The organism is Micromonospora sp. A3M-1-15 (genome assembly GCF_024213425.1).
Lineage (GTDB): Bacteria > Actinomycetota > Actinomycetes > Mycobacteriales > Micromonosporaceae > Micromonospora > Micromonospora chersina.
This window is the reverse complement of sequence record NZ_JANAVK010000003.1, coordinates 202,120-220,297: the sequence shown is the minus strand read 5'-3', so window position 1 is coordinate 220,297 and position 18,178 is coordinate 202,120. Positions and strand designations below refer to the sequence as shown.

Sequence of the window (18,178 nt, the reverse complement as noted above, 5' to 3'; positions counted from 1 at the left end):
TCGGCGTGATCGTCGATCCGTGCCGCTTCCGGCCGGTGAGTGGGCGATCATCCTCCTGCCCTCCGGAGAAATCGGTAGCTTCGCCCTCCGTAGTTCGAACGTCGAACTCGATCTTGCGGCGCTGATCCTCTAAGAAGGCGCCAGGTGCCGAGATCGCACCTCGCGCCCCAACAAGTGGGGTAGCTGCGCGGGTGGGTCCTCGTTGGGAGCCGTCCAAGTGGGTTCGCGAGCAGCGGTGGTGTCGGCTCTGCCTGAAAGAAGCCGGCCTGCCTGCACGAGCGCCGAAATCCGACACTCAACCGTCTTCCTGTCAGAGTGACAGTAAGTCTATGTTCGATTTATGTCTGACGATCGCTGGGTTCCGCCGACCGTTCTCCTTGCGGTTGACCTCGTCATCCTCACCTTGCGGGAGTCCTGCCTACATGTGCTGTTGATCGAGCGTGGGATTGAGCCCTATCAGGGTGCCTTGGCTCTGCCCGGCGGCTTCCTCAGCCACGAGAAGGAAGGCCTCGTGGCAGCCGCCCATCGAGAGCTTGCCGAGGAGGCTGGCTTGGGGCCGGATCAGTTGCATCTCGAACAACTTGGCATCTACGGTGCGCCGGATCGTGACCCACGAGGGCGGGTCGTCTCCGCGGCCTACCTGGCCATCGCCCCTCGGCTACCCGACCCCGTTGCCGGCACCGACGCGTCCCAGGCGTGTTGGACCCCGGTGGCGCAGGCGCTCTCCGGTGACGCACAGCTCGCCTTCGACCATGAGCAGATCCTGACCGACGGTGTCGACCGAGCGCGGGAGAAGTTGGAGCGGTCGGCGCTCGCCACCGCCTTCTGCGGTCCCACCTTCACGATTGCGGAGCTTCAGGACGTCTACGAAGCGGTGTGGGGCGTGACGCTCGATCCGCGGAACTTCTACCGGAAGGTACAGAGCGTGGACGGCTTCATCGTCCCCGCCGGCCCGAGTCGCAAGACCGAAGGGGGGCGTCCCGCTCGGCTGTTTCGCCCGGGACCCCGCACGACACTTCACCCTCCGATGACCCGACCCCATGGCCAGGCAGACAAGGAGACAGCGTGAGCGCGAACAGCGGTCTCGTCGTGATCCTCACGGCGCTGAACCTCGAGTACAAAGCGGTCCGCGACCAGCTCACCGACCTACGGGTGCGCCGGCACCCGGCCGGCACCCGCTTCGAGGTCGGCCGGATCGATCAGAGCGATTGCCGGGTCGCACTGGGGCTGGTCGGCAAAGGCAATCATCCGGCCGCGGTGCTCGCCGAGCGGGCGATGGCCGAGTTCTCCCCGGCCGCTGTGCTGTTCGTGGGAGTCGCCGGTGGTCTGTGGCCCAACGTCCGGCTCGGCGACGTCATCGTCGCCAGCAAGATCTACGCCTACCACGGCGGCACCAGCGAGGACGACGGTTTGAAGGCCCGGCCGAAGGCGTGGGAGATCCCCCACGAGGCCGATCAGATCGCCCACCACGTCGCCAGGTCCACCGCGTGGCGTCGTGGTCTTCCCGTAGGCGCAACACCCCAAGTCCACTTCGGGCCGATCGCCGCAGGGGAGGTGGTGCAGGACTCGGGGATTTCCGACCAGGCCCGCTGGATCCGTCAGCACTACAACGACGCCGTGGCGATCGAGATGGAGGCGGCCGGTGTGGCCCAGGCGGGCCATCTCAATCGTGCCCTGCCCGTGGTGGTGGTGCGCGGCATCAGCGACCACGCCGACGGCAGCAAGGCAGTCACCGACGGACAGGATTGGCAACCGAAGGCCGCCCGCCACGCCGCCGCGTTCGCCACCGCACTGGCGCAAGAACTGATCATCGACGGGCCGGCCAGCCGAGGCGGCGCGGACCGAGACGGGAGCCCCATGATGCACATGAGCAACCGCAACATCGCCTCCGGGAACGCCCAGGTCGGGGTGCAGGCCGGGCAGATCTACGGCAACGTCAACGTCGGCGCTCACGCCGAGCAACCGATCGACTTGGCAGCGAGTATCGCGGACCTGCGAACCCACCTCAAGCAGGCCCACCTCGACGGACAGCTGGACGAAGACACCTACGCCGCCGCCGAGTCGGAACTGGAAGTGGCAACGGCATGCGTCTCGGCGGGCACAACTGAGAAGAAGAGTGGCCTGATGGTCGCGCTCAAGCGGTTGCGGGGCCTGGTAGCCGACGTGGCTGAGCTGGCGGCGCGACTTGCGGCGATCATCGCCGTGGTGCGGGGCATGTGATGACGGCCCCAACCGCGACCAACGTCGCCCAAGGAGATGCGCACGTCGACGTACAGGCAGGCGTCGTCCACGGCGACATCAACTTCTACCGGCTACCGCCAAACCCCAATCCTCAGGAGCAGTTCGCCGCCGCCTTGCACTACCTCGACGGGCGGGTTCGTGACGAGGCGCGCACGCTCATCGAGAAGGCGGTGGCCGGCGGTTATGTCACCACTGAAGTCCAGTTCTTCCGGCTCATCGCCTTGTTGAGCGGACGTACCCTGCGCCAACTCCCCGCGGAGGAACTGGATCGCCTCCTTGCCATCTGCACCAGCCTGCCCCACCTCGACGACCGTGACGAGTGGGCCGCGGGGTTGACGGTGATCATCGGGCTCCTGACCCCGGCCCGCGATACCGAGACGGACCTCCTGGTCAAGAAGATCGACGCGTTGAACCAGCGCCAGCGCGACGCGATCTACGGCCACCTGGAGGCGCTGCTCGAGGGTGCGATGCAGGACGAGATGTGGCGGAAGTCCGTCGCGCTGGCGCAGTTGCAGCGCACGAAGGGCGACCGGGCCAACAGGGTCTGGAAGTTCTTCCACCCCACGCCCGCTCAGCCTCGGACCCTGCCGGTGCGGCCCGCCGCTGTTCCGCTGCGCGACTGGCTACGCGTCGGCGCCGGTGTCGCGGTGTTCACCCTTGCCACGGTGCAGACGAGCGTGCTGATGGCGGCGCGCGGTCCCCTCGACCCGTACCTCGGCCTGCTCACCGCCCTGGTCGGGCTGGCCGCATTCTGGGTGGGTGGGGCAGACCGGCACTACCGCGAGACACGGCTGCGCACTAAGGAAGCACAGATCCGTCCACCCCAGCAAAGGCGACGGGAGGCGCCACCGGATGGCTTTGCTCATCGGGTGGACCGTCTCTTCGACCGGTACTTCCGACTGTACGTCCCGCGAGGAACCGACCGAGCGTATTGGCTCGCGCAGACGGCGGGCATCCAACGGCACCTCCGCGACGAGGTGGTCGAGCTCTACCGGGAACAACGCATCGAGGCCGACCGGGTCGCCTGGTTCGTTCGACATCTGGTCGGAGACGTCCGAGGGCAATGGGAGCGGGACACACTGACGGCGTACCGCCAGCAGTTGCGCACTCCCGTCAGGACCTGGGTCCTTTGGGTGGGAGGACTGGCTCTCCTCGCCGCTGGGAGTTTCTGGGCAGTTCCCGCCGTCGTGACTACCGCCCCATTGTCCGGCACATTCTGGCTTCTGCTTACGGCGGTATCCGCGGTGCCGGCTGTGCGCTCGTCGTTCCGAATCATCGCCGAACGCCGCAGGGTTGTTGACGACCAGGCGGAACGAGACGACAAGGACACCGCCCGTTGGGAGGCGTACCACCGGTGGTGCCACAAGCTGTCCGACAAGCCATCGGACACCGAGATGGCTGCTTGGTTGGAGGGCGACCGCAAGGTGCTGGTCGACCGAGCCATGCAGCAGTACCGACTCCTTCCTAGCCAGGTGATCGCGCACGCGTTCATCGAGGCACCGGCTCCTTCCTGCAAGAAGGCCCGGTACCCACAGGGACCGTGGCGGTACTCCCAGTACCGTCTGCTGCTGTTCCTGCTCACCGACGACGGCGTCCGGCAGATCAACATCGATCTCGAATTCGAGACCATCACGAGCCACACCACCCAGCGCCTCAACTACCGCTTCGACGCCGTCGCCGCGGTCCGGATCGACGGGATCGCGGCTCGGCAGCAGACCTTCGAGCTGACACTCTTCAACGGAGAACCCATATCCATCCGGGTGACCGAACCCGATGACGAGACGCTCCAAGGCGACGAGAACGCAGCCAAGATTGCTGAGCTATCGCTGGACGCCGCCGGACTCAGTCACACCCTGCACGTCCTCGAAGGCGTCGCTGCCGAGGGCAAGGAATGGGTCAAACACAGACGCCGCCGTGCCGACAAGAGACTCGCCAACCTCGCAAGCGCCATACGCGGGCTACTCGGCTAAGCCCTGGTCGCACTCACGCCTCTGCAGGGGAGCGGGCAAGAAACGACCCCCTAGGGTGCCTCTTGACGGTGCCGACTGATCAGCGGCGGCGCAGCGCCGCGTCGAGCAGGGCGGGTGGGGTGTCGTTCTTCTCGTGGGCGGCGAGGTCGACGCCGGGCGCCACGATCGCGTCGATCGCGTCCAGCACGTCGGTGGGGAGCACGGTGTCCGCGGCGGCGAGCTGAGAGCGGAGGTGCTCCGTCGTGCGGGGGCCGATGATCGCGCTGGTGACACCCGGGTGCGCGGTGACGAACCCGAGCGCGAGCTGGATCATGGTGAGCCCGGCCTCGTCGGCCACCGTGGCCAGCCGCTCCACGGCCTCCAGCTTGGCCCGGTTTTCGGGAACGCTGATGTCGTAGCGCTGCCGCATGAAGCCCGAACGGTTCGTGGTGATCTCCTGTCCGGCACGGATCGCGCCGGACAGCCAGCCCGAGGCCAGCGGGCTCCAGGCGAGCACGCCCATGCCGTACTCCTGCGTCACCGGCAGCACGTGGGTCTCGATGCCGCGTTGCAGGATCGAGTAGCTCGGCTGCTCGGTCACGTAACGGCTCAGGTGCCTCTCCCGGGCCGTCCACTGGGCCTGGACGATGCGGTGGGCCGGAAAGGTCGAGGACCCGAAATAGCGGACCTTCCCCGCGCGCTGCAGGTCCGTCAGCGCCGACAGCGTCTCCTCGTCGCTGGTCGCCGGGTCCCACCGGTGCATCTGGTAGAGGTCGACGTGGTCGACGCCGAGGCGGCGCAGGCTGTTGTCCAGCGCGGTGACCAGCCAGCGGCGCGAACCGCCCCGATGGTTGCGCTCGTCGCCCATCGGCAGGGTCGCCTTGGTGGCCAGCACGACGTCGTCCCGCCGGCCGGCGATGGCCTTGCCGACCATCTCCTCGGACTGGCCGCCGCTGTAGACGTCGGCCGTGTCGATGAGGTTGATCCCCGCGTCGAGCGCCGCGTCGACGATGGCGGTGGCTTCCTCCTGGGTGGTGTTGCCGATCGTGCCGAAGTTCATGGCGCCGAGCACGAGGGTGCTGACCTGCACACCGGTGCGGCCCAAGCTGCGGTACTGCATGACTGTCCTCCTGGGGACGTGCGGCGGTGCATCCGTTTGGCGCCGACCCGCCCGCCCCGGTACGCTGGGCGAAGCGGAACGTCGTTCCGATAACCAACATACGGAACAGTGTTCCGGATGCCAAGTGGTGTGACGGGGGTAACCGGGTTTGGCCGAGATCGACAGCGGCGCCGAGCGAGCGGCCCCGCGCAAGCGCGCCGACGCCCGGCGCAACGAGAAGGCCCTGCTGGACGCCGCCTCCGCGGCGTTCGTCGCCTCCGGCGTCGACGTGCCCGTGCGCGACATCGCCGCCAGGGCGGGCGTCGGGGTGGGCACGATCTACCGCCACTTCCCGACCCGGGCCGCCCTCATCGTGGCCGTCTACCGGCACCAGATCGAGGCGTGCGCCGAGGCGGGTCCGGCCCTGCTGGCCGACAGCGGCACACCGCACACCGCCCTGGTGCGGTGGATCGACCTGTTCGTCGACTTCCTGATCACCAAACACGGGCTCGCCGAGGCACTACAGTCCGACGCCGCGGCCTTCCAGACCCTGCACGCCTATTTCCTCGACCGCCTGGTCCCCGTGTGCGACCAGCTGCTCGACGCCGCCGTGGCGGCCGGCGAGATCCGTCCCGACCTGGACGCCTACGGACTGCTGCGCGGCGTCGGCAATCTCTGCATCGGCGCCGGTAACGACCCCCGGTACGACGCGCGCCGCCTGGTCCGGCTCCTCGTCGCCGGACTTCGTGTCAGCTGAGGGCATTCCCTCTTCCCGCGACAGCCCGGGTCGACCGGCCTGCCGGGCCGGTGGCTCGGGGACCCGGCCGCCTGGGTAGCTTCGCTGTCATGAGTGAGGACACCTTCCGCTCGGTGGAGATCGAGCGCACCAGTGTGGGGAACTACGTCGTACGGAACGTCCGCGGCGGATCGCTGCCGATGGGCACGGGTGAGGACGGCAGCTTCACGCCGGTGGAGCTCCTTCTGGCTGCCATCGGCGGCTGCACCGCCATCGACGTGGACCACATCACCAGCCGCCGCGCCGAGCCCACCCGGTTCGCCGTCGAGGTCACCGGCGACAAGATCCGGGACGAGGCCGGCGGAAACCGGATGCGGAACCTCAAGGTCGAGTTCACCGTGACGTTCCCGGAGGGCGCCGACGGCGACAAGGCACGCGAGGCCCTGCCCCGATCGCTGCAGCAGTCGCACGACCGGCTCTGCACCGTCTCCCGTACCGTCGAACTCGGCACTCCCGTCACGATCGTCGACGCCGCCGGTTCCATCGGGGACTGAGGCTTCCGGGCGGCGGCGCGGTCGCTCGCAGCGAGCCGGCCCCGCACGTAGTCCAGCGGTGCACCCAGCAGGCCGACCGCCGCCGACCGCCGGTCGGGGCGGCCGGCCGCCGGTGTCCACCGGGGTGGATGGTCGGTCACCGCAGGATCTCGACGTACCCGTCGGTTCCGTGTACGCGAATGCGCTGCCCGTCCTGGATCAGCTTGGTCGCGCCCTCCACACCGACGACGGCGGGCAGGCCGTACTCCCGGGCGATCACCGCCCCGTGGGTCATGAGGCCGCCCACCTCCGTCACCAGCCCCTCGACCGCCACGAACAGCGGTGACCAGCTCGGGTCGGTGTAGGGGGTGACCAGGATGTCACCTGGTGCGAGATCGGCCTCGGCCAGGTCCAGGATGACGCGAGCCCGGCCCTCGACGATCCCGCCGGAGACCGGCAGGCCGACCAGCGCGCCGGCCGGCACACCGTCGCGTCGGTACGCCCCGGCGATGCCCTCACCCTCGGAGGTGAGCACCCGGGGTGGTGTGAGCGTCTGATGCCACCGGAACGCGTCCTTCCGCCGCTGGATGAGCTGATGATCGGCCTGGTGCGTGCGGACGACGTCGTGAAGCTCGGCGAACGTGAGGTAGAAGACGTCCTCCGTCGTACGGACCACGCCGGCCCGCACGAGGCGCTCGGCCTCGGACAGCAGGGCCCGCTTGTAGACGAAGTAGCGGCTGACGATGGCGTACTTCGGATACTCCCGGTACCCGATGAAGGTGCGGACCCGGTCGATCATCCGCTTGGTCTCCTCGGCCTTGCGCTGCCCGTCCGGCAGGGCCCGCAGCCGCTCCAGGACCTCCTTCTCCTTCTTCGCCGCCTCCTGGCGCCCCTGCTCGAAGCGCCGCTTGCTCGCGCCCGGCTCGAAGTTCCTGACGTTGTCGAGGATGACGGGCACGAGTGTGCTGGGGCGTTCGCTCCAGCGGGGCCTCGTGATGTCGATCTCGCCGACGCAGCGCATGCCGTACCTGTCGAGGTAGGCCCCGATGGCGTCGCGCGCCTCCGGGCCGCCCGGGAGCTTGGCCAGCTCGTCGAGGAAGCTCTCGTCCTCGACCTCCTGGAGCAAGGCCACCACCTCCGGGTACGGGCGGATGACGTCGGCGACGTCCAGGAGCGCCAGCCCCATCTCCGACGTGATGTTGTGGGGCGCGGACAACGTGAGCGTGTCGGCGGCGTTCTTCTCGCCCAGCCACGCCTGCAGCTGGTCGTTGAGCCACCAGGTGGCCTCCATCCCCGCCATGATCACCTGCATGCTCCGTGGGTCGCGCAGGAGCCGCTTGTGCTCGTCGAAGGCAGCCAGGAGGAAGTCGAACAGCGCAGGCCCGGAGGTCGTCGCGATGTCGCGCTGCAAGGCGGCGACGGACGCCTGGCTGCTTTCGATCAGGTCGGTGACGATGGCCGGATCGGTCTCGATCGGGGCGGGCGCGCCGCCGGCGGGTGGGCGTGTGGGAGCCGGATCGGGACCGGACGGGATGAAGCCGCGCTCGATGACGGTCTCCAGCGCGTCCCTGGTCAGCGGATCGCCTCTCCCTGCCATCTCCAGGAAGCCGGCGCGGCTCGCGGGCGAGGCCAGGTGCCGGGTGGCGTCGACGAACAGTCGACCACCGGCGGCCTGCATCGGCGCGAGGGCCGTCAGCTGCCACATGGACAGCCCCAGAGGCTTCATGGCGTCCGTCATCATCTGCTGATGACCGACGGAGAGGTAGACGTGGTTCTCTCCGTCGCCGGTCTCGGGGATCGGGAACAGCGTGGTGATCGGCCGGCTCTGGACGACCTGGAAGCCGTCGTCGACCAGGCACCATTCGATGTCCTGGGGGTGGCCGAAGTGCGCTTCGATCCGCCGGCCCAGCCGCACCAGCCGCACGACCTGCGCGTCCGTCAGCGCCGGCTGGTCCTGCCGCTCCGGGTCGATCGCCTGTTCCTGCGTCCCGCCGGCCGGCAGGGCGTGGACGGCGAGCCGCTTCGTGGCGATCGCCCGGTCGACGATCTCGCCGTCCCGCACCCGGTAGGCGTCCGCGTTCACCAGCCCGGAGACCAGAGCCTCGCCGAGCCCGAAGCTGGCCTCCACGGAGGCGACCGTCCGGTTGGACGTGACGGGGTCGGCCGTGAACAGGACGCCGGCCGCCTGCGGGAAGACCATCTCCTGCACGACGACGGCCATGTGGACCGCGCGGTGGTCGATGCCGTTCCGCTGGCGGTAGGTCACGGCCCGCTCGGTGAACAGCGAGGCCCAGCAGCGGCTGACGTGCCGGAGGATCGCCGTCGCCCCGACGACGTTCAGGTACGTGTCCTGCTGGCCCGCGAACGAGGCCGTCGGCAGGTCCTCGGCCGTCGCGCTGGACCGGACGGCGTACGCGGCTTCCTCACCGAGTTCCGCGAGAGCCCGGGTGATCGCCGCCGCCACGTCGTGGGGGAGGGGTGCCCCTTCGATGGTCCGGCGGATGTCCGCACTGAGCGCACGGATCGCCTCCCGGTCGTCCGGGTTCAGGCGCGACAGCTGATCGAGCCGGTCGTCGATCGACGGAGCTTCGGCCAGGACCCGGCGGAAGGCGTCCGTCGTCACGCAGAAGCCAGCCGGCACACGGACGCCGTCGATCCGCGCCAACGCCCCGAGGTGCGCGCCCTTGCCGCCGACGACCGCGACCCGCGTCTCGTCGACCTCCCGGAGTCCCAACACGTACCGCTCGCTCATCCCGCCCCATTTCTTCGCCCGTTCCCGGGTCCGGCCGACGATTCTGCGTCACGACCCGGGTCTTGCGGCAAGACCCCCGGTGCGATATACGTTAAAGTGGGAGCAATTCCTTGTTGTTGTTTCCCTGCCGCGGGTCGAAATCGTTTCCCGCAAAAAGCGGAAGTGGCGAATTCGGCTTTCTCCGCGATCCCGCTCCGGTGGAGCCTGGAGCAGGGGATGGTCCCGCGGCCGGCGAGACCGTCCTAGCTGTCCTGCCGGCGGCGCACCATCTCCGTGATCCAGGTGGGCGCGTACGGAGAGGTGCAGCCCGGGGAGGTCGGGTAGTCCTTGAGCACCGCCAGGCGCTCGCCGATGTCGATCGCGCGGGCGCGGTGTTCCGGGTGCTCGATCCCGATCTGCGCCAGGCAGTTGTTCATCGCCCACTGCAGGCGATCCGGGGCGTCCCTCATCTCCGCCTCGATGACGTCGAGCAGCGCGGCGAGGTCGAGGCCCTCGGGCCTCCTCGCCACGCGTTCGGTGGTCAGCGCCCAACCGGCGCTCGCGACCACCGGATCCGGGTCGGCGGACCAGGCCAGGCGCAGCTCCTCGGCGTGCGGGTTCTTCTTCACCACGTTGTTCACGAGCCAGTCGTGCACCTTGGGCGTGCGCGCCTCGCGCAGCATGCCGTCCAGCTCGTCCCGCTCGAACGCCTTGGGGCGGCAGACCAGGATCGCCAGCAGCCTCGCCGCCGTGTCGCCCGTCTGCCAGAGCTGGCACGCCAGTTCCTGCTGCGTCCTCAGCCGCTTCGCGATCGCGCGCAGCTTGCCGAGGTTCACGCCGTGGTCGTCGCCGTGTCTCTGGTTCACCTCGCGCGCCTTCGGGTCCTCCAGCGCGGCCAGCTCGGCCATCACCTCGGCCAGCCCGGTGTCGGCCACCTCGACCCCCCTGCCCCTCGCGTGCGACACGCAGCCTACGACGGAAACCCGCCCGACACGCGGGGCCGTATTGACACCCTCACCCAGCGCGAGCAGATTCCCGGTGAACCCGGTCGGTCGCGGCCGGGGCGTCCACGCGGAAGGACGATCGCCATGCACAAGATCAGGTTCACCGGCCGGGCCCGGACCGCCTCGGCGGTGGCGCTGCTCGCGCCGACGCTCGTGCTCGTGGCGGGGCCGACACCGGCGTACGCCGCGGAGACCACCACCCGGATCCTCCGTGCCCCGCTGGACCTCTCCGTCGTCCTGCCCTGCGCCAACGGCGGTCTCGGCGAGGTCGTGAACTTCGACGGCACGTTCTCCGAGGTGTACCACGTGACCGTCGACGAGACCGGTGGCTTCCACGTGCACATCGTCGAGACGCAGTCGAACGTGCACGGCGTCGGTGCGACGACCGGGGACAGGTACGTCAGCACCCGGGTGAACCTGTTCGTCTACAACCAGGGCTCCGGCGGGCTCCCGATCACCTCCACCCAGCAACTGGTGTTCGGGATCGTGGGGCCCGGGCCGGGCAACGACGCCTCGCTCCGGATCACGAACCACACCACCCTCAACGCCGACGGCACCGTGACGGTCGCCTTCGACACGTACACGGCGGAGTGCGAGCCCACCACGCCCTGACCTGCCCGCGAAGGTCGGTGGCGACACGGGACCGCCACTGCTGACCCAGGGTGGGGAGATATGATCAGGTTGTGACCCACTGCCGCCCCTGGTCCAGCCGGCCGGCCGTCTCAGGCGCCGCCGGCGGCCGGGCGGCGCGCGTTCTCGTCGGGTACGCGACGTCGTGGGGTCACGCGTCAGGGAGGTAGTGCCGTGAACGCTGGGAACGTCAGGCGAGTCGTGGTGGGCTACGACGGGTCTCCGGCCGCGAGCGCGGCGATCGAGGCCGGGGCGCTGCTGTTTCCTGGCGCTCAGACGTGGATCACGCATCTGTGGACGCCCCCGTTCGCCAGCGACGAGTTGCGGCGGCGGCTGTGGACGGGCGCCCGCAACATCAACGTGTTCGTGCAGGCCGTCGAGAGGGAGGGCGGTCGTGAGGCGGACCGACTGACGTCGATGGGTGTGATGCTGGCCCGGGCCGCGGGCTGGGACGCGGAGCCGCTGGTGTGCCGCAGCTACGGCGGGGAAGGGCTGCAGCTGGCCGAGGTGGCCGACGAGAAGCAGGCCGATGTGCTGCTGATCGGCTCTCGCGGGCTGGGCGGTGCGCGGGCGGTGCTCGGCAGTGTGTCCGACATGGCCGTGCACTACAGCCCCCGTCCGGTGCTGGTGGTGCCGCACCCGCTGTTGACCGACGAGTACGCCGCGCTCGCCGCCGGGCCGGTCGTGGTCGGCTGGGACGCCTCGGCCAGCGCCGAGGCCGCGCTCACCACCGCCCAACGGCTGTTCCCCGAGCGTGAGGTCGTTCCGGTCTCCATCGACAGCGGCAGCGACGGCGACGCCGAGGAGAGCCCGGCGGTGGCGGCCACCGGCCAGCAGCCCGTCACCACCGTCCGCGTGCGCGCCGGAATCGGAGCGCCCGGACGGGCGGTGGCCGACGCGCTGGCAGCGGTCGCGGCGGACCGGAAGGCCGGCCTGATCGTGGTCGGCTCGCGCGGACGGTCGGCCGTACGCAAGATCCTGCTCGGCAGCGTCGCCATGGCCACCCTGCACCGCGCCCACCGGCCCGTCCTGGTGGTGCCCCAGGCCCCCGCCGACGAAGCGGAGTAGGGGCACCGGCTCCTACGACGCCGTCGCGGCACGCCGGCGCCGGCGGCCGCGCGCCAGCGCCTTGACGGCTTCGCCGGCGATCAGGATGGTGGACCCGACAGCGGCGCAGGCAAGCCACTGGCCTGCGCTGAGGCCCGTCGTGGTGAAGAGCCGGTTCAGCACGTCGAGTTCCACGACCAGCACGAGCAGGGCCACCACGACGCCGGTTGCCACGAAGGCGGACCGGTTGCGCAGCGTTTCCCGGGAGAACACGCTGCGGGTGAAGCTGCGGACGTTGAGCAGGTTGAACACCTGGAAGAAGACGAACGTCACGAACGCCATCGTGCCGGCGACCGTGGCCTGGGACGCTGCCGGCGCGGGCCCGGGCGCCCATCGCAGCACCGCGACCGTTCCCGCGGCCATCACGGCCGCGGCGAGCACGATCCGGCCCAGCCGCTGCCGGTTGAGGATGTGTTCCCCCGCGGGGCGTGGTGGTCGGCGCATCGCCTCCGGGCTGACCGGGTCGACGCCGAGCGACATGGCGGGAGGGCCGTCCATGACGAGGTTGACGAACAGGATCTGAAGAGCGGTGAAGGGCGCCCCGCCGGCGATGCCGGTCACCGACGCGACCAGAAAGGTGATCACGAAGGCGAAGGCGGTGGACACCTGGAAGCGGGTGAAGTTGACGATGTTGTCGTAGATGCCCCGCCCGCCGCGGACGGCGCGGACGATCGTGGCGAAGTTGTCGTCGGTGAGGATCATGGTGGAGGCTTCCTTGGCCACCTCCGTGCCGGTGACACCCATCGCCACGCCGATGTCGGCGGCCCGCAACGCGGGGGCGTCGTTGACGCCGTCGCCGGTCATGGCGACCACGTTGCCGCTGTTGCGCAGCGCCTGGACGATCCGGATCTTGTGGGTCGGGGACACCCGGGCGATGACACCGACACCGGCCAGGTAGTCGGCGAGCTCGTCGTCGCCGACGCCGTCCAGGTCGCTGCCCGTGACGGCTCTGCCCTGGATGCCGAGATCCTCGGCGATGGCCGCCGCCGTGACGGCGTGGTCTCCGGTGATCATCCGGACCCGGATGCCGGCATCGCGGCAGGCCGCGATGGCGTGGCGGGCCTCCGGGCGTGGCGGATCGACGATACCGACCAGCGCCAGCAGCACCACACTGTCGAGCAGGTCTCGCAGGTCCGACGCGGCTTCGAAGTCCGCCGCCGGCAGGTCCTGCACGCCGAGCGCGAGCACCCGCAGCCCGTTGCGCGCGAGGTCCGCGTTGGCCTCGCCGTATCGTTCCCGCGCGGCGTCGTCGAAGGCGACGACGGTCTTGCCCGCGAGGTGCCGGTCGGCGCGTTCGGCGAGGACGTCCGGAGCGCCCTTGATGAAGGCCCGGACGATCTCCTCTCCGTTCTCGCCGGTCCAGCGGTGGAAGGTGACCATGTACTTGTACTCGGGGTCGAACGGCACGTCGGCCAGCCGGGGACGTTGGCCGCGCAGGCGCGCCACGTCGACGCCGCCCTTCTCCGCGAGCACCACCAGGGCGCCCTCGGTGGGGTCGCCGACCAGCGCGCCGTCGCGCAGCGCCGCGTCACTGCACAACGCCATCGCGGTGAGCGCGTCCTCCAGGCTCCCCGGCGCGGCGGCGCCGTCGGTGGTGCGGATCCGCCCGTCGGTGCGGTAACCCTCACCGGAGACGGTGAACCGCCGTCCCGCGAGCACCAGTTCCCGCGCCGTCATCTCGTTCAGGGTCAACGTGCCGGTCTTGTCCGTGCAGATCTGCGACGTGCTGCCCAACGTCTCCACCGACGCCAGCCGCTTGACGATCGCGCCGCGTCGGGCGAGACGGCCGGTTCCCATCGCGAGGGTGAACGCCACGACCGCCGGCAGTCCCTCGGGAATGGTCGCCACCGCGAGCGAGACGGCGGTGACGAACAGCTCGTGGAACTGCTGCCCTCGCGCCAGCCCGAGGCCGAACACGACGGCGATGACGACGCCGGCGATGACCGCCAGCGTCCGGCCGAGGGCGTTGATCTGTCGTTGCAGCGGGGTCGGACCGGCCTTGGCCTCGTGCAGCAACCCGGCTACGTGACCGATCTCCGTATCCATCCCCGTGGCGGTGACGACCGCCTCACCACGGCCGCGGGTCACCATCGTGTTCATGAACAGCGCCGTGACGCGGTCACCCAACGCGGCGTCCGCCCGCACGTCGGCCTCCGCCCGCTTCGTCACGGGCTGCGCCTCGCCGGTCAGGGAGGACTCCTGCACCTCCAGCGAACTCGCCTGCAGCAGCCGCGCGTCGGCGGGCACCCGGTCGCCGGCTTCGACCACGATCACGTCGCCCGGCACCAGCTCTTCGGCGTTGACCCGGAGCAGTCGGCCGTCCCGGCGCACGGTCGCCTCCGTCACGAGCATCCGCCGCAGCGCCTCCAGCGACGCCTCCGCCCGGGACTCCTGCACGAATCCGATCGTCGCGTTGAGCACCACCACGACGGCGATCGCCGCCGGTGTCTCCCACTCCCTGCTGACGAGCAGGCTCACCACGGCCGCCACCAGCAGGACCACGATGAGCAGGTCCTGGAACTGCCGGAGGAGAGCCCTCCACCGCGGCTCCCGAGGCGCCTCGGTCAAGCGGTTGGGCCCGTACCCACTCCGCCGCCGCTCGGCCTCCGGGGCGGTCAGCCCGCTCGGCCGCTCGACCACGAACGCCGCGGCGACGTCGTCCGCCGCGACGGCGTGCCAGGCGGCCGGATCACCCGAGCCGGTCCCGGCCGTGCGGCCCTCACCACCACCGGTCACCCGGCCGTCCTTTCCGATCAGGTCCGCGGCCGCCCTCGAAACGAGACCGGCGTGCGCCGGCTCGGCCGGGCCGACGAGGGTGGCGTTTGACAGCGCCCGCGTACCGGATCTCGCCGCCCGACGGTTGCCGCGGTTCAGCGGTGCCTCCGGATGCGGTCCCAGGTGCTGGGGGCTTCGAGGCGTACCCCCGATCGGAGCGGGGTCGTGACGGGTTTGCCGCCGCCGGCGACGGCGGTGACCCGGCCGTGTTCGGCGCCGGCGGGCAGTTCGGCCGGCACGGCCGGGATGTCGGTGTCCAGCTTGACGCGGAGGCCGGGCCAGCCGACCACGGAGAGATCGTTCGCGGCGTGGATCGTGGTCTCGGCGCCCAGCGGCCCGCGCACGGTGGCGACCGGGTCGCCGGCCCGGACGACCGGGTGCAGCGTGATCGCGGAGGTGGCGGTGCGGATCAGCGAGCGGGTCACCCGGAAGACCCGCTCCAACTGGACGGGGGTGTCCGCCCCGGGCTGCCCGAGCACGGCGCCGACGACGGTGATCTTCCGGCCGCCGACGGTCACGACGAACGCGAAGGACAGGCACCCGCCGGCCTCGTCGGTGGACCCGGTCTTGATGCCCACGACGCCGTTGCGGCCGACGAGCGAGTTGTAGTTCTTGACCTCGCCGGCGACGGGCAGGGTGGCCTTCTTCTGGGCCACGATCTCCGCGAACGCCGGCAGCGCCATCGCCTTGCGGGCGAGGATCACCTGGTCGGCGGCCGTGCTGACGGTCGCCGGGCTGAGCCCGGACGGGTCGGTGTAGCGGGTGTTCCGCATGCCGAACTCGGCGGCCGTGTCGTTCATCTTGTCGACGAACGCGTCGATGCTGCCGGCGTCCCAGGCGGCGAGGATCCGCGCCATGTTGTTCGCCGACGGCAGCAGCACCGCCTGGAGGGCCTGGCGCTCGGTAAAGACCGCGCCCGCGGTGACGCGGATGAGGGACTCGCCGCGCGCCAGCTCGCTCGGGTAGGCGGCGGCCTGCGCCGCGCTGACCGTCAGCTTCGGCCCGTGCTCGCCCCGGTCCAGCGGGTGCTCGGTCAGGATGACGTACGCCGTCATCACCTTGGCCACGCTGCCGATGGGCAACGGCCGGCTGCCGCCCGAGGCGCCGATGGATCCGACGCCCTCCACGTACAGGGCGGCCTGCCCGTTCTGCGGCCACGGCAGCGCCGGCGCCCTGCCGGGGATGACGGTCGACGCGGGCAGCGTCCGCGTGACGGTCGGCGCGGGCAGCGGGCGGCGCAGCGGTTCGACCGCCACCAGCGCGGCGGCGAGCAGGAGCAGGGTCATCAGGATGCTGACCAGCGCCGGGAGGCGCCGCCGGCGGCGGCGTGGTGGCGGGACCCGCGGGATCACCTGGGTCGTCGCAGAGTCGAGCATGCTGATGTCTCCCCGTGTGGTGCGCCGTGCGGACCGGCAGGCGCCGGCGTGGTGATCTCGGTATCACCGGTGTGGTCACCCGGTCAAGGCGGTGCCCGGCGTCGCTGTGCCGCGCGGCCCGGTGGGCGTGGGGGAGAGACCTACGAGGCCAACCGCTCGCCTACGTGGCGACCTGACCCGGCGAGTCCGATCCGGCCGTCCGACGGGTTGATCTCGGCCCAGACGGCGTCGAGGGAGAGGCCGAGAACGTCGGCGATCGCCGCGATGGTCGGGAAGGCGGGGGTGGCCACGCGACCGGACTCGATCTTCCGGAGGGTCTCCGGTGAGACACCCGCGTCCAGCGCGGTGTGGAGCATCGATCTCTCCCCGCGGGCGCGTCGCAGGAGGGCGCCGAGGCGCTGCCCGCGCTCGACCTCCGCGGGAGTGAGTGGCAACCTGACCATGACGCCGATTCTAGTACCGGGATAGTATGGCCGGGATACTTATTGGTCGTACGAGTGAGGCGCCGCATGATCGAGATCCTCGACCCCACCGAACTGCCCCGAGCCAGGGAGGCCGGCGCCCTGGTCGCCCACATCCTGCGCACGCTGCGGAGTCGCTGCGCGGTGGGCACGAACCTCCGGGACATCGACAGGTGGGCCCAGGCCATGATCACCGAGGCCGGAGCGCAGTCCTGCTACGTCGACTACGAGCCGTCCTTCGGACGCGGGCCGTTCGGCCACTACATCTGCACGTCGGTCAACGACGCGGTGCTCCACGGGCGGCCGTACGACTACACGCTCGCCGACGGCGACCTGCTGTCGCTCGACCTCGCCGTCTCCCAGGGCGGGGTCGTCGCGGACTCCGCCGTCAGCTTCATCGTGGGCGACGCGAAGCCCGCGGAGAGCGTGGCGCTGATCAGCGCGACCGTGCGCGCACTGAGCGCGGGGATCGCCGCGGCCGGACCGGGAGCGCGCATCGGCGACATCTCCCATGCCATCGGCTCGGTCCTCCGTGCGGCGGGATATTCGGTCAACACCGAGTTCGGCGGTCACGGCGTCGGATCGACGATGCACCAGGACCCGCACGTCCCCAACACGGGACGCCCCGGCCGCGGCTACCGGCTGCGCCCCGGGCTGCTGCTGGCGCTGGAGCCGTGGGTCATGGCGGACACCGCCGAGCTGGTCACCGACGCCGACGGCTGGACGCTCCGGAGCGCGACGGGCTGCCGGACGGCGCACAGCGAGCACACGATCGCCATCACCGACGACGGCGCCGAGGTGCTCACCCGCTAGGCCGCGCCGGACAGGTACTCGCCCCGGCGCTGCGGGTCGAACTTCTCGATCGCGTACCGCAGCATGACCCGCGGCATCATGCGGTAACGGGAGGCCAGGAACTCCTCCTCGGCCGCCCGGTCGCGGTTGCCCACCTCGCGCAGCATCCAGCCCACCGCCTTGTGGACAAGGTCGTGCGGGTCGCGCAGGAGCCGGTCGGCGAGGCGGAAGGTCCAGTCGAAGTCGCCGGCCCGGATGAAGGCGAACGTCGCCATGACGGCGATGCGCCGGTCCCACACCAGGCTCGACCCGGCCAACCGGTCCAGGACGCTCCGGTCCCTGTCGATCAGCCAGGGGCCGACGATGTACGGGGCGGAGGAGTCCACCAGGTCCCAGTTGTCGATGTGGCGGGTGTTGGCCAGGACGATGTCGAAGATCTGGCCGCGTTCCGTCTCGTCCGCCCTGGTGAACCTGCGCACCAGGATGAGCAGCGACGTGAGCCGCTCCTCGTGCACGCCGCTGGTCAGCAGCTCCGCCGTCTCGGCCAGGGAGAGGTCGCGCCAGTACCGGGCGGCCACCCGGCGTTGGTCCGGCACGGAGACGCCGATGGCCGTGTCGCCCTCGCCGTAGCCGCCCGGGACCATCTGCAGGAACCGGCTCGACGCCTCCGCCCGGCGCGGGTCGGCGAGGCGGGCGAGTTCGTGGCGGACGTCGGCGCTGGTGGCCATGACTGTGCAACCTACC

Annotated in this window: 15 protein-coding genes; 8 read left to right on the top strand and 7 right to left on the bottom strand. The window is 70.5% G+C overall.

The genetic code is table 11. From position 1 onward, the window contains the following. Positions 1-340 precede the first annotated feature (340 nt). Genes NLX85_RS16260 through NLX85_RS16250 form a run of 3 tightly spaced genes read left to right on the top strand, consistent with a single transcriptional unit; the run spans position 341 to position 4,211 of the window. On the top strand, positions 341-1,069 hold the full coding sequence (locus tag NLX85_RS16260) for an NUDIX domain-containing protein (RefSeq protein ID WP_254335918.1): 729 nt from the start codon (positions 341-343) through the stop codon (positions 1,067-1,069). After that, positions 1,066-2,220, top strand: coding sequence for a 5'-methylthioadenosine/S-adenosylhomocysteine nucleosidase (locus NLX85_RS16255; RefSeq protein ID WP_254335916.1), 1,155 nt, complete (start codon positions 1,066-1,068; stop codon positions 2,218-2,220). Before NLX85_RS16260 ends, NLX85_RS16255 begins: the two co-directional genes overlap by 4 nt. Further along, positions 2,220-4,211 carry a hypothetical protein gene (locus tag NLX85_RS16250; protein ID WP_254335914.1) on the top strand — a complete coding sequence of 664 codons (1,992 nt, stop codon included), beginning with the start codon at positions 2,220-2,222 and terminating at the stop codon, positions 4,209-4,211. Before NLX85_RS16255 ends, NLX85_RS16250 begins: the two co-directional genes overlap by 1 nt. A 79-nt stretch (positions 4,212-4,290) precedes the next feature. Here NLX85_RS16250 and NLX85_RS16245 read toward each other — a convergent pair whose 3' ends face one another. Then, positions 4,291-5,310, bottom strand: a complete 1,020-nt coding sequence (locus tag NLX85_RS16245; protein ID WP_254335912.1) for an aldo/keto reductase — start codon at positions 5,308-5,310, stop codon at positions 4,291-4,293. A 157-nt stretch (positions 5,311-5,467) separates the two neighbouring features. On the opposite strand from NLX85_RS16245, the gene NLX85_RS16240 reads away from it, so the two are divergent. Together NLX85_RS16240 and NLX85_RS16235 are read left to right on the top strand one after the other, a co-directional pair. Further along, positions 5,468-6,046, top strand: coding sequence for a TetR/AcrR family transcriptional regulator (locus tag NLX85_RS16240; protein ID WP_374628115.1), 579 nt, complete (start codon positions 5,468-5,470; stop codon positions 6,044-6,046). Between the two features lie 89 nt (positions 6,047-6,135). After that, positions 6,136-6,579, top strand: coding sequence for an OsmC family protein (locus tag NLX85_RS16235; RefSeq protein WP_254335908.1), 444 nt, complete (start codon positions 6,136-6,138; stop codon positions 6,577-6,579). 136 nt (positions 6,580-6,715) lie between these two features. Here the strand turns inward: NLX85_RS16235 and rph are convergent, their stop codons facing one another. Both rph and NLX85_RS16225 read right to left on the bottom strand, forming a co-directional pair. Next, a complete protein-coding gene (gene rph, locus NLX85_RS16230; RefSeq protein ID WP_254335900.1) occupies positions 6,716-9,310 on the bottom strand; it encodes a rifamycin-inactivating phosphotransferase in 2,595 nt (864 codons plus the stop codon). A gap of 242 nt (positions 9,311-9,552) precedes the next feature. Beyond that, positions 9,553-10,197 carry a DNA alkylation repair protein gene (locus NLX85_RS16225; protein ID WP_256567044.1) on the bottom strand — a complete coding sequence of 215 codons (645 nt, stop codon included), beginning with the start codon at positions 10,195-10,197 and terminating at the stop codon, positions 9,553-9,555. A 180-nt stretch (positions 10,198-10,377) separates the two neighbouring features. Here NLX85_RS16225 and NLX85_RS16220 point away from each other — a divergent pair, with 180 nt between their 5' ends. Together NLX85_RS16220 and NLX85_RS33435 are read left to right on the top strand one after the other, a co-directional pair. Beyond that, positions 10,378-10,905, top strand: coding sequence for a hypothetical protein (locus NLX85_RS16220; protein ID WP_254335891.1), 528 nt, complete (start codon positions 10,378-10,380; stop codon positions 10,903-10,905). Positions 10,906-11,097: 192 nt separating this feature from the next. Beyond that, positions 11,098-11,991 (top strand): universal stress protein, encoded by an 894-nt coding sequence (locus NLX85_RS33435; protein ID WP_254335889.1) that lies wholly within the window; start codon positions 11,098-11,100, stop codon positions 11,989-11,991. Positions 11,992-12,003: 12 nt separating this feature from the next. On the opposite strand, the gene NLX85_RS16210 is transcribed toward NLX85_RS33435, so the two are convergent. The 3 genes from NLX85_RS16210 to NLX85_RS16200 all read right to left on the bottom strand — a co-directional run bounded on the left by NLX85_RS16210 (position 12,004) and on the right by NLX85_RS16200 (position 16,624). Further along, positions 12,004-14,766: a cation-translocating P-type ATPase gene (locus tag NLX85_RS16210; RefSeq protein WP_254335887.1), complete on the bottom strand. Its 2,763-nt coding sequence runs from the start codon at positions 14,764-14,766 to the stop codon at positions 12,004-12,006. A 134-nt stretch (positions 14,767-14,900) separates the two neighbouring features. Next, entirely contained in the window at positions 14,901-16,181 is a 1,281-nt protein-coding gene (locus NLX85_RS16205) for a D-alanyl-D-alanine carboxypeptidase (protein WP_254335886.1), read from the bottom strand. 140 nt (positions 16,182-16,321) lie between these two features. Beyond that, positions 16,322-16,624 (bottom strand): helix-turn-helix transcriptional regulator, encoded by a 303-nt coding sequence (locus NLX85_RS16200; RefSeq protein ID WP_254335884.1) that lies wholly within the window; start codon positions 16,622-16,624, stop codon positions 16,322-16,324. Positions 16,625-16,690: 66 nt separating this feature from the next. Here NLX85_RS16200 and map point away from each other — a divergent pair, with 66 nt between their 5' ends. Continuing rightward, on the top strand, positions 16,691-17,455 hold the full coding sequence (gene map, locus NLX85_RS16195; RefSeq protein ID WP_254335876.1) for a type I methionyl aminopeptidase: 765 nt from the start codon (positions 16,691-16,693) through the stop codon (positions 17,453-17,455). Here map and NLX85_RS16190 read toward each other — a convergent pair. Continuing rightward, positions 17,452-18,162, bottom strand: a complete 711-nt coding sequence (locus NLX85_RS16190) for a DNA alkylation repair protein (protein ID WP_254335864.1) — start codon at positions 18,160-18,162, stop codon at positions 17,452-17,454. The two genes, map and NLX85_RS16190, sit on opposite strands and share 4 nt — an antisense overlap. Between the last annotated feature and the right edge of the window lie 16 nt (positions 18,163-18,178).

Coding starts and splice junctions, on each gene's coding strand:
- NLX85_RS16260 (WP_254335918.1), top strand. CDS start 341: ATGTCTGACGATCGCTGGGTTCCGCCGACCGTTCTCCTTGCGGTTGAC.
- NLX85_RS16250 (WP_254335914.1), top strand. CDS start 2,220: ATGACGGCCCCAACCGCGACCAACGTCGCCCAAGGAGATGCGCACGTC.
- NLX85_RS16245 (WP_254335912.1), bottom strand. CDS start 5,310: ATGCAGTACCGCAGCTTGGGCCGCACCGGTGTGCAGGTCAGCACCCTC.
- NLX85_RS16235 (WP_254335908.1), top strand. CDS start 6,136: ATGAGTGAGGACACCTTCCGCTCGGTGGAGATCGAGCGCACCAGTGTG.
- rph (WP_254335900.1), bottom strand. CDS start 9,310: ATGAGCGAGCGGTACGTGTTGGGACTCCGGGAGGTCGACGAGACGCGG.
- NLX85_RS16225 (WP_256567044.1), bottom strand. CDS start 10,197: ATGGCCGAGCTGGCCGCGCTGGAGGACCCGAAGGCGCGCGAGGTGAAC.
- NLX85_RS16220 (WP_254335891.1), top strand. CDS start 10,378: ATGCACAAGATCAGGTTCACCGGCCGGGCCCGGACCGCCTCGGCGGTG.
- NLX85_RS16205 (WP_254335886.1), bottom strand. CDS start 16,181: ATGCTCGACTCTGCGACGACCCAGGTGATCCCGCGGGTCCCGCCACCA.
- NLX85_RS16200 (WP_254335884.1), bottom strand. CDS start 16,624: ATGGTCAGGTTGCCACTCACTCCCGCGGAGGTCGAGCGCGGGCAGCGC.
- map (WP_254335876.1), top strand. CDS start 16,691: ATGATCGAGATCCTCGACCCCACCGAACTGCCCCGAGCCAGGGAGGCC.
- NLX85_RS16190 (WP_254335864.1), bottom strand. CDS start 18,162: ATGGCCACCAGCGCCGACGTCCGCCACGAACTCGCCCGCCTCGCCGAC.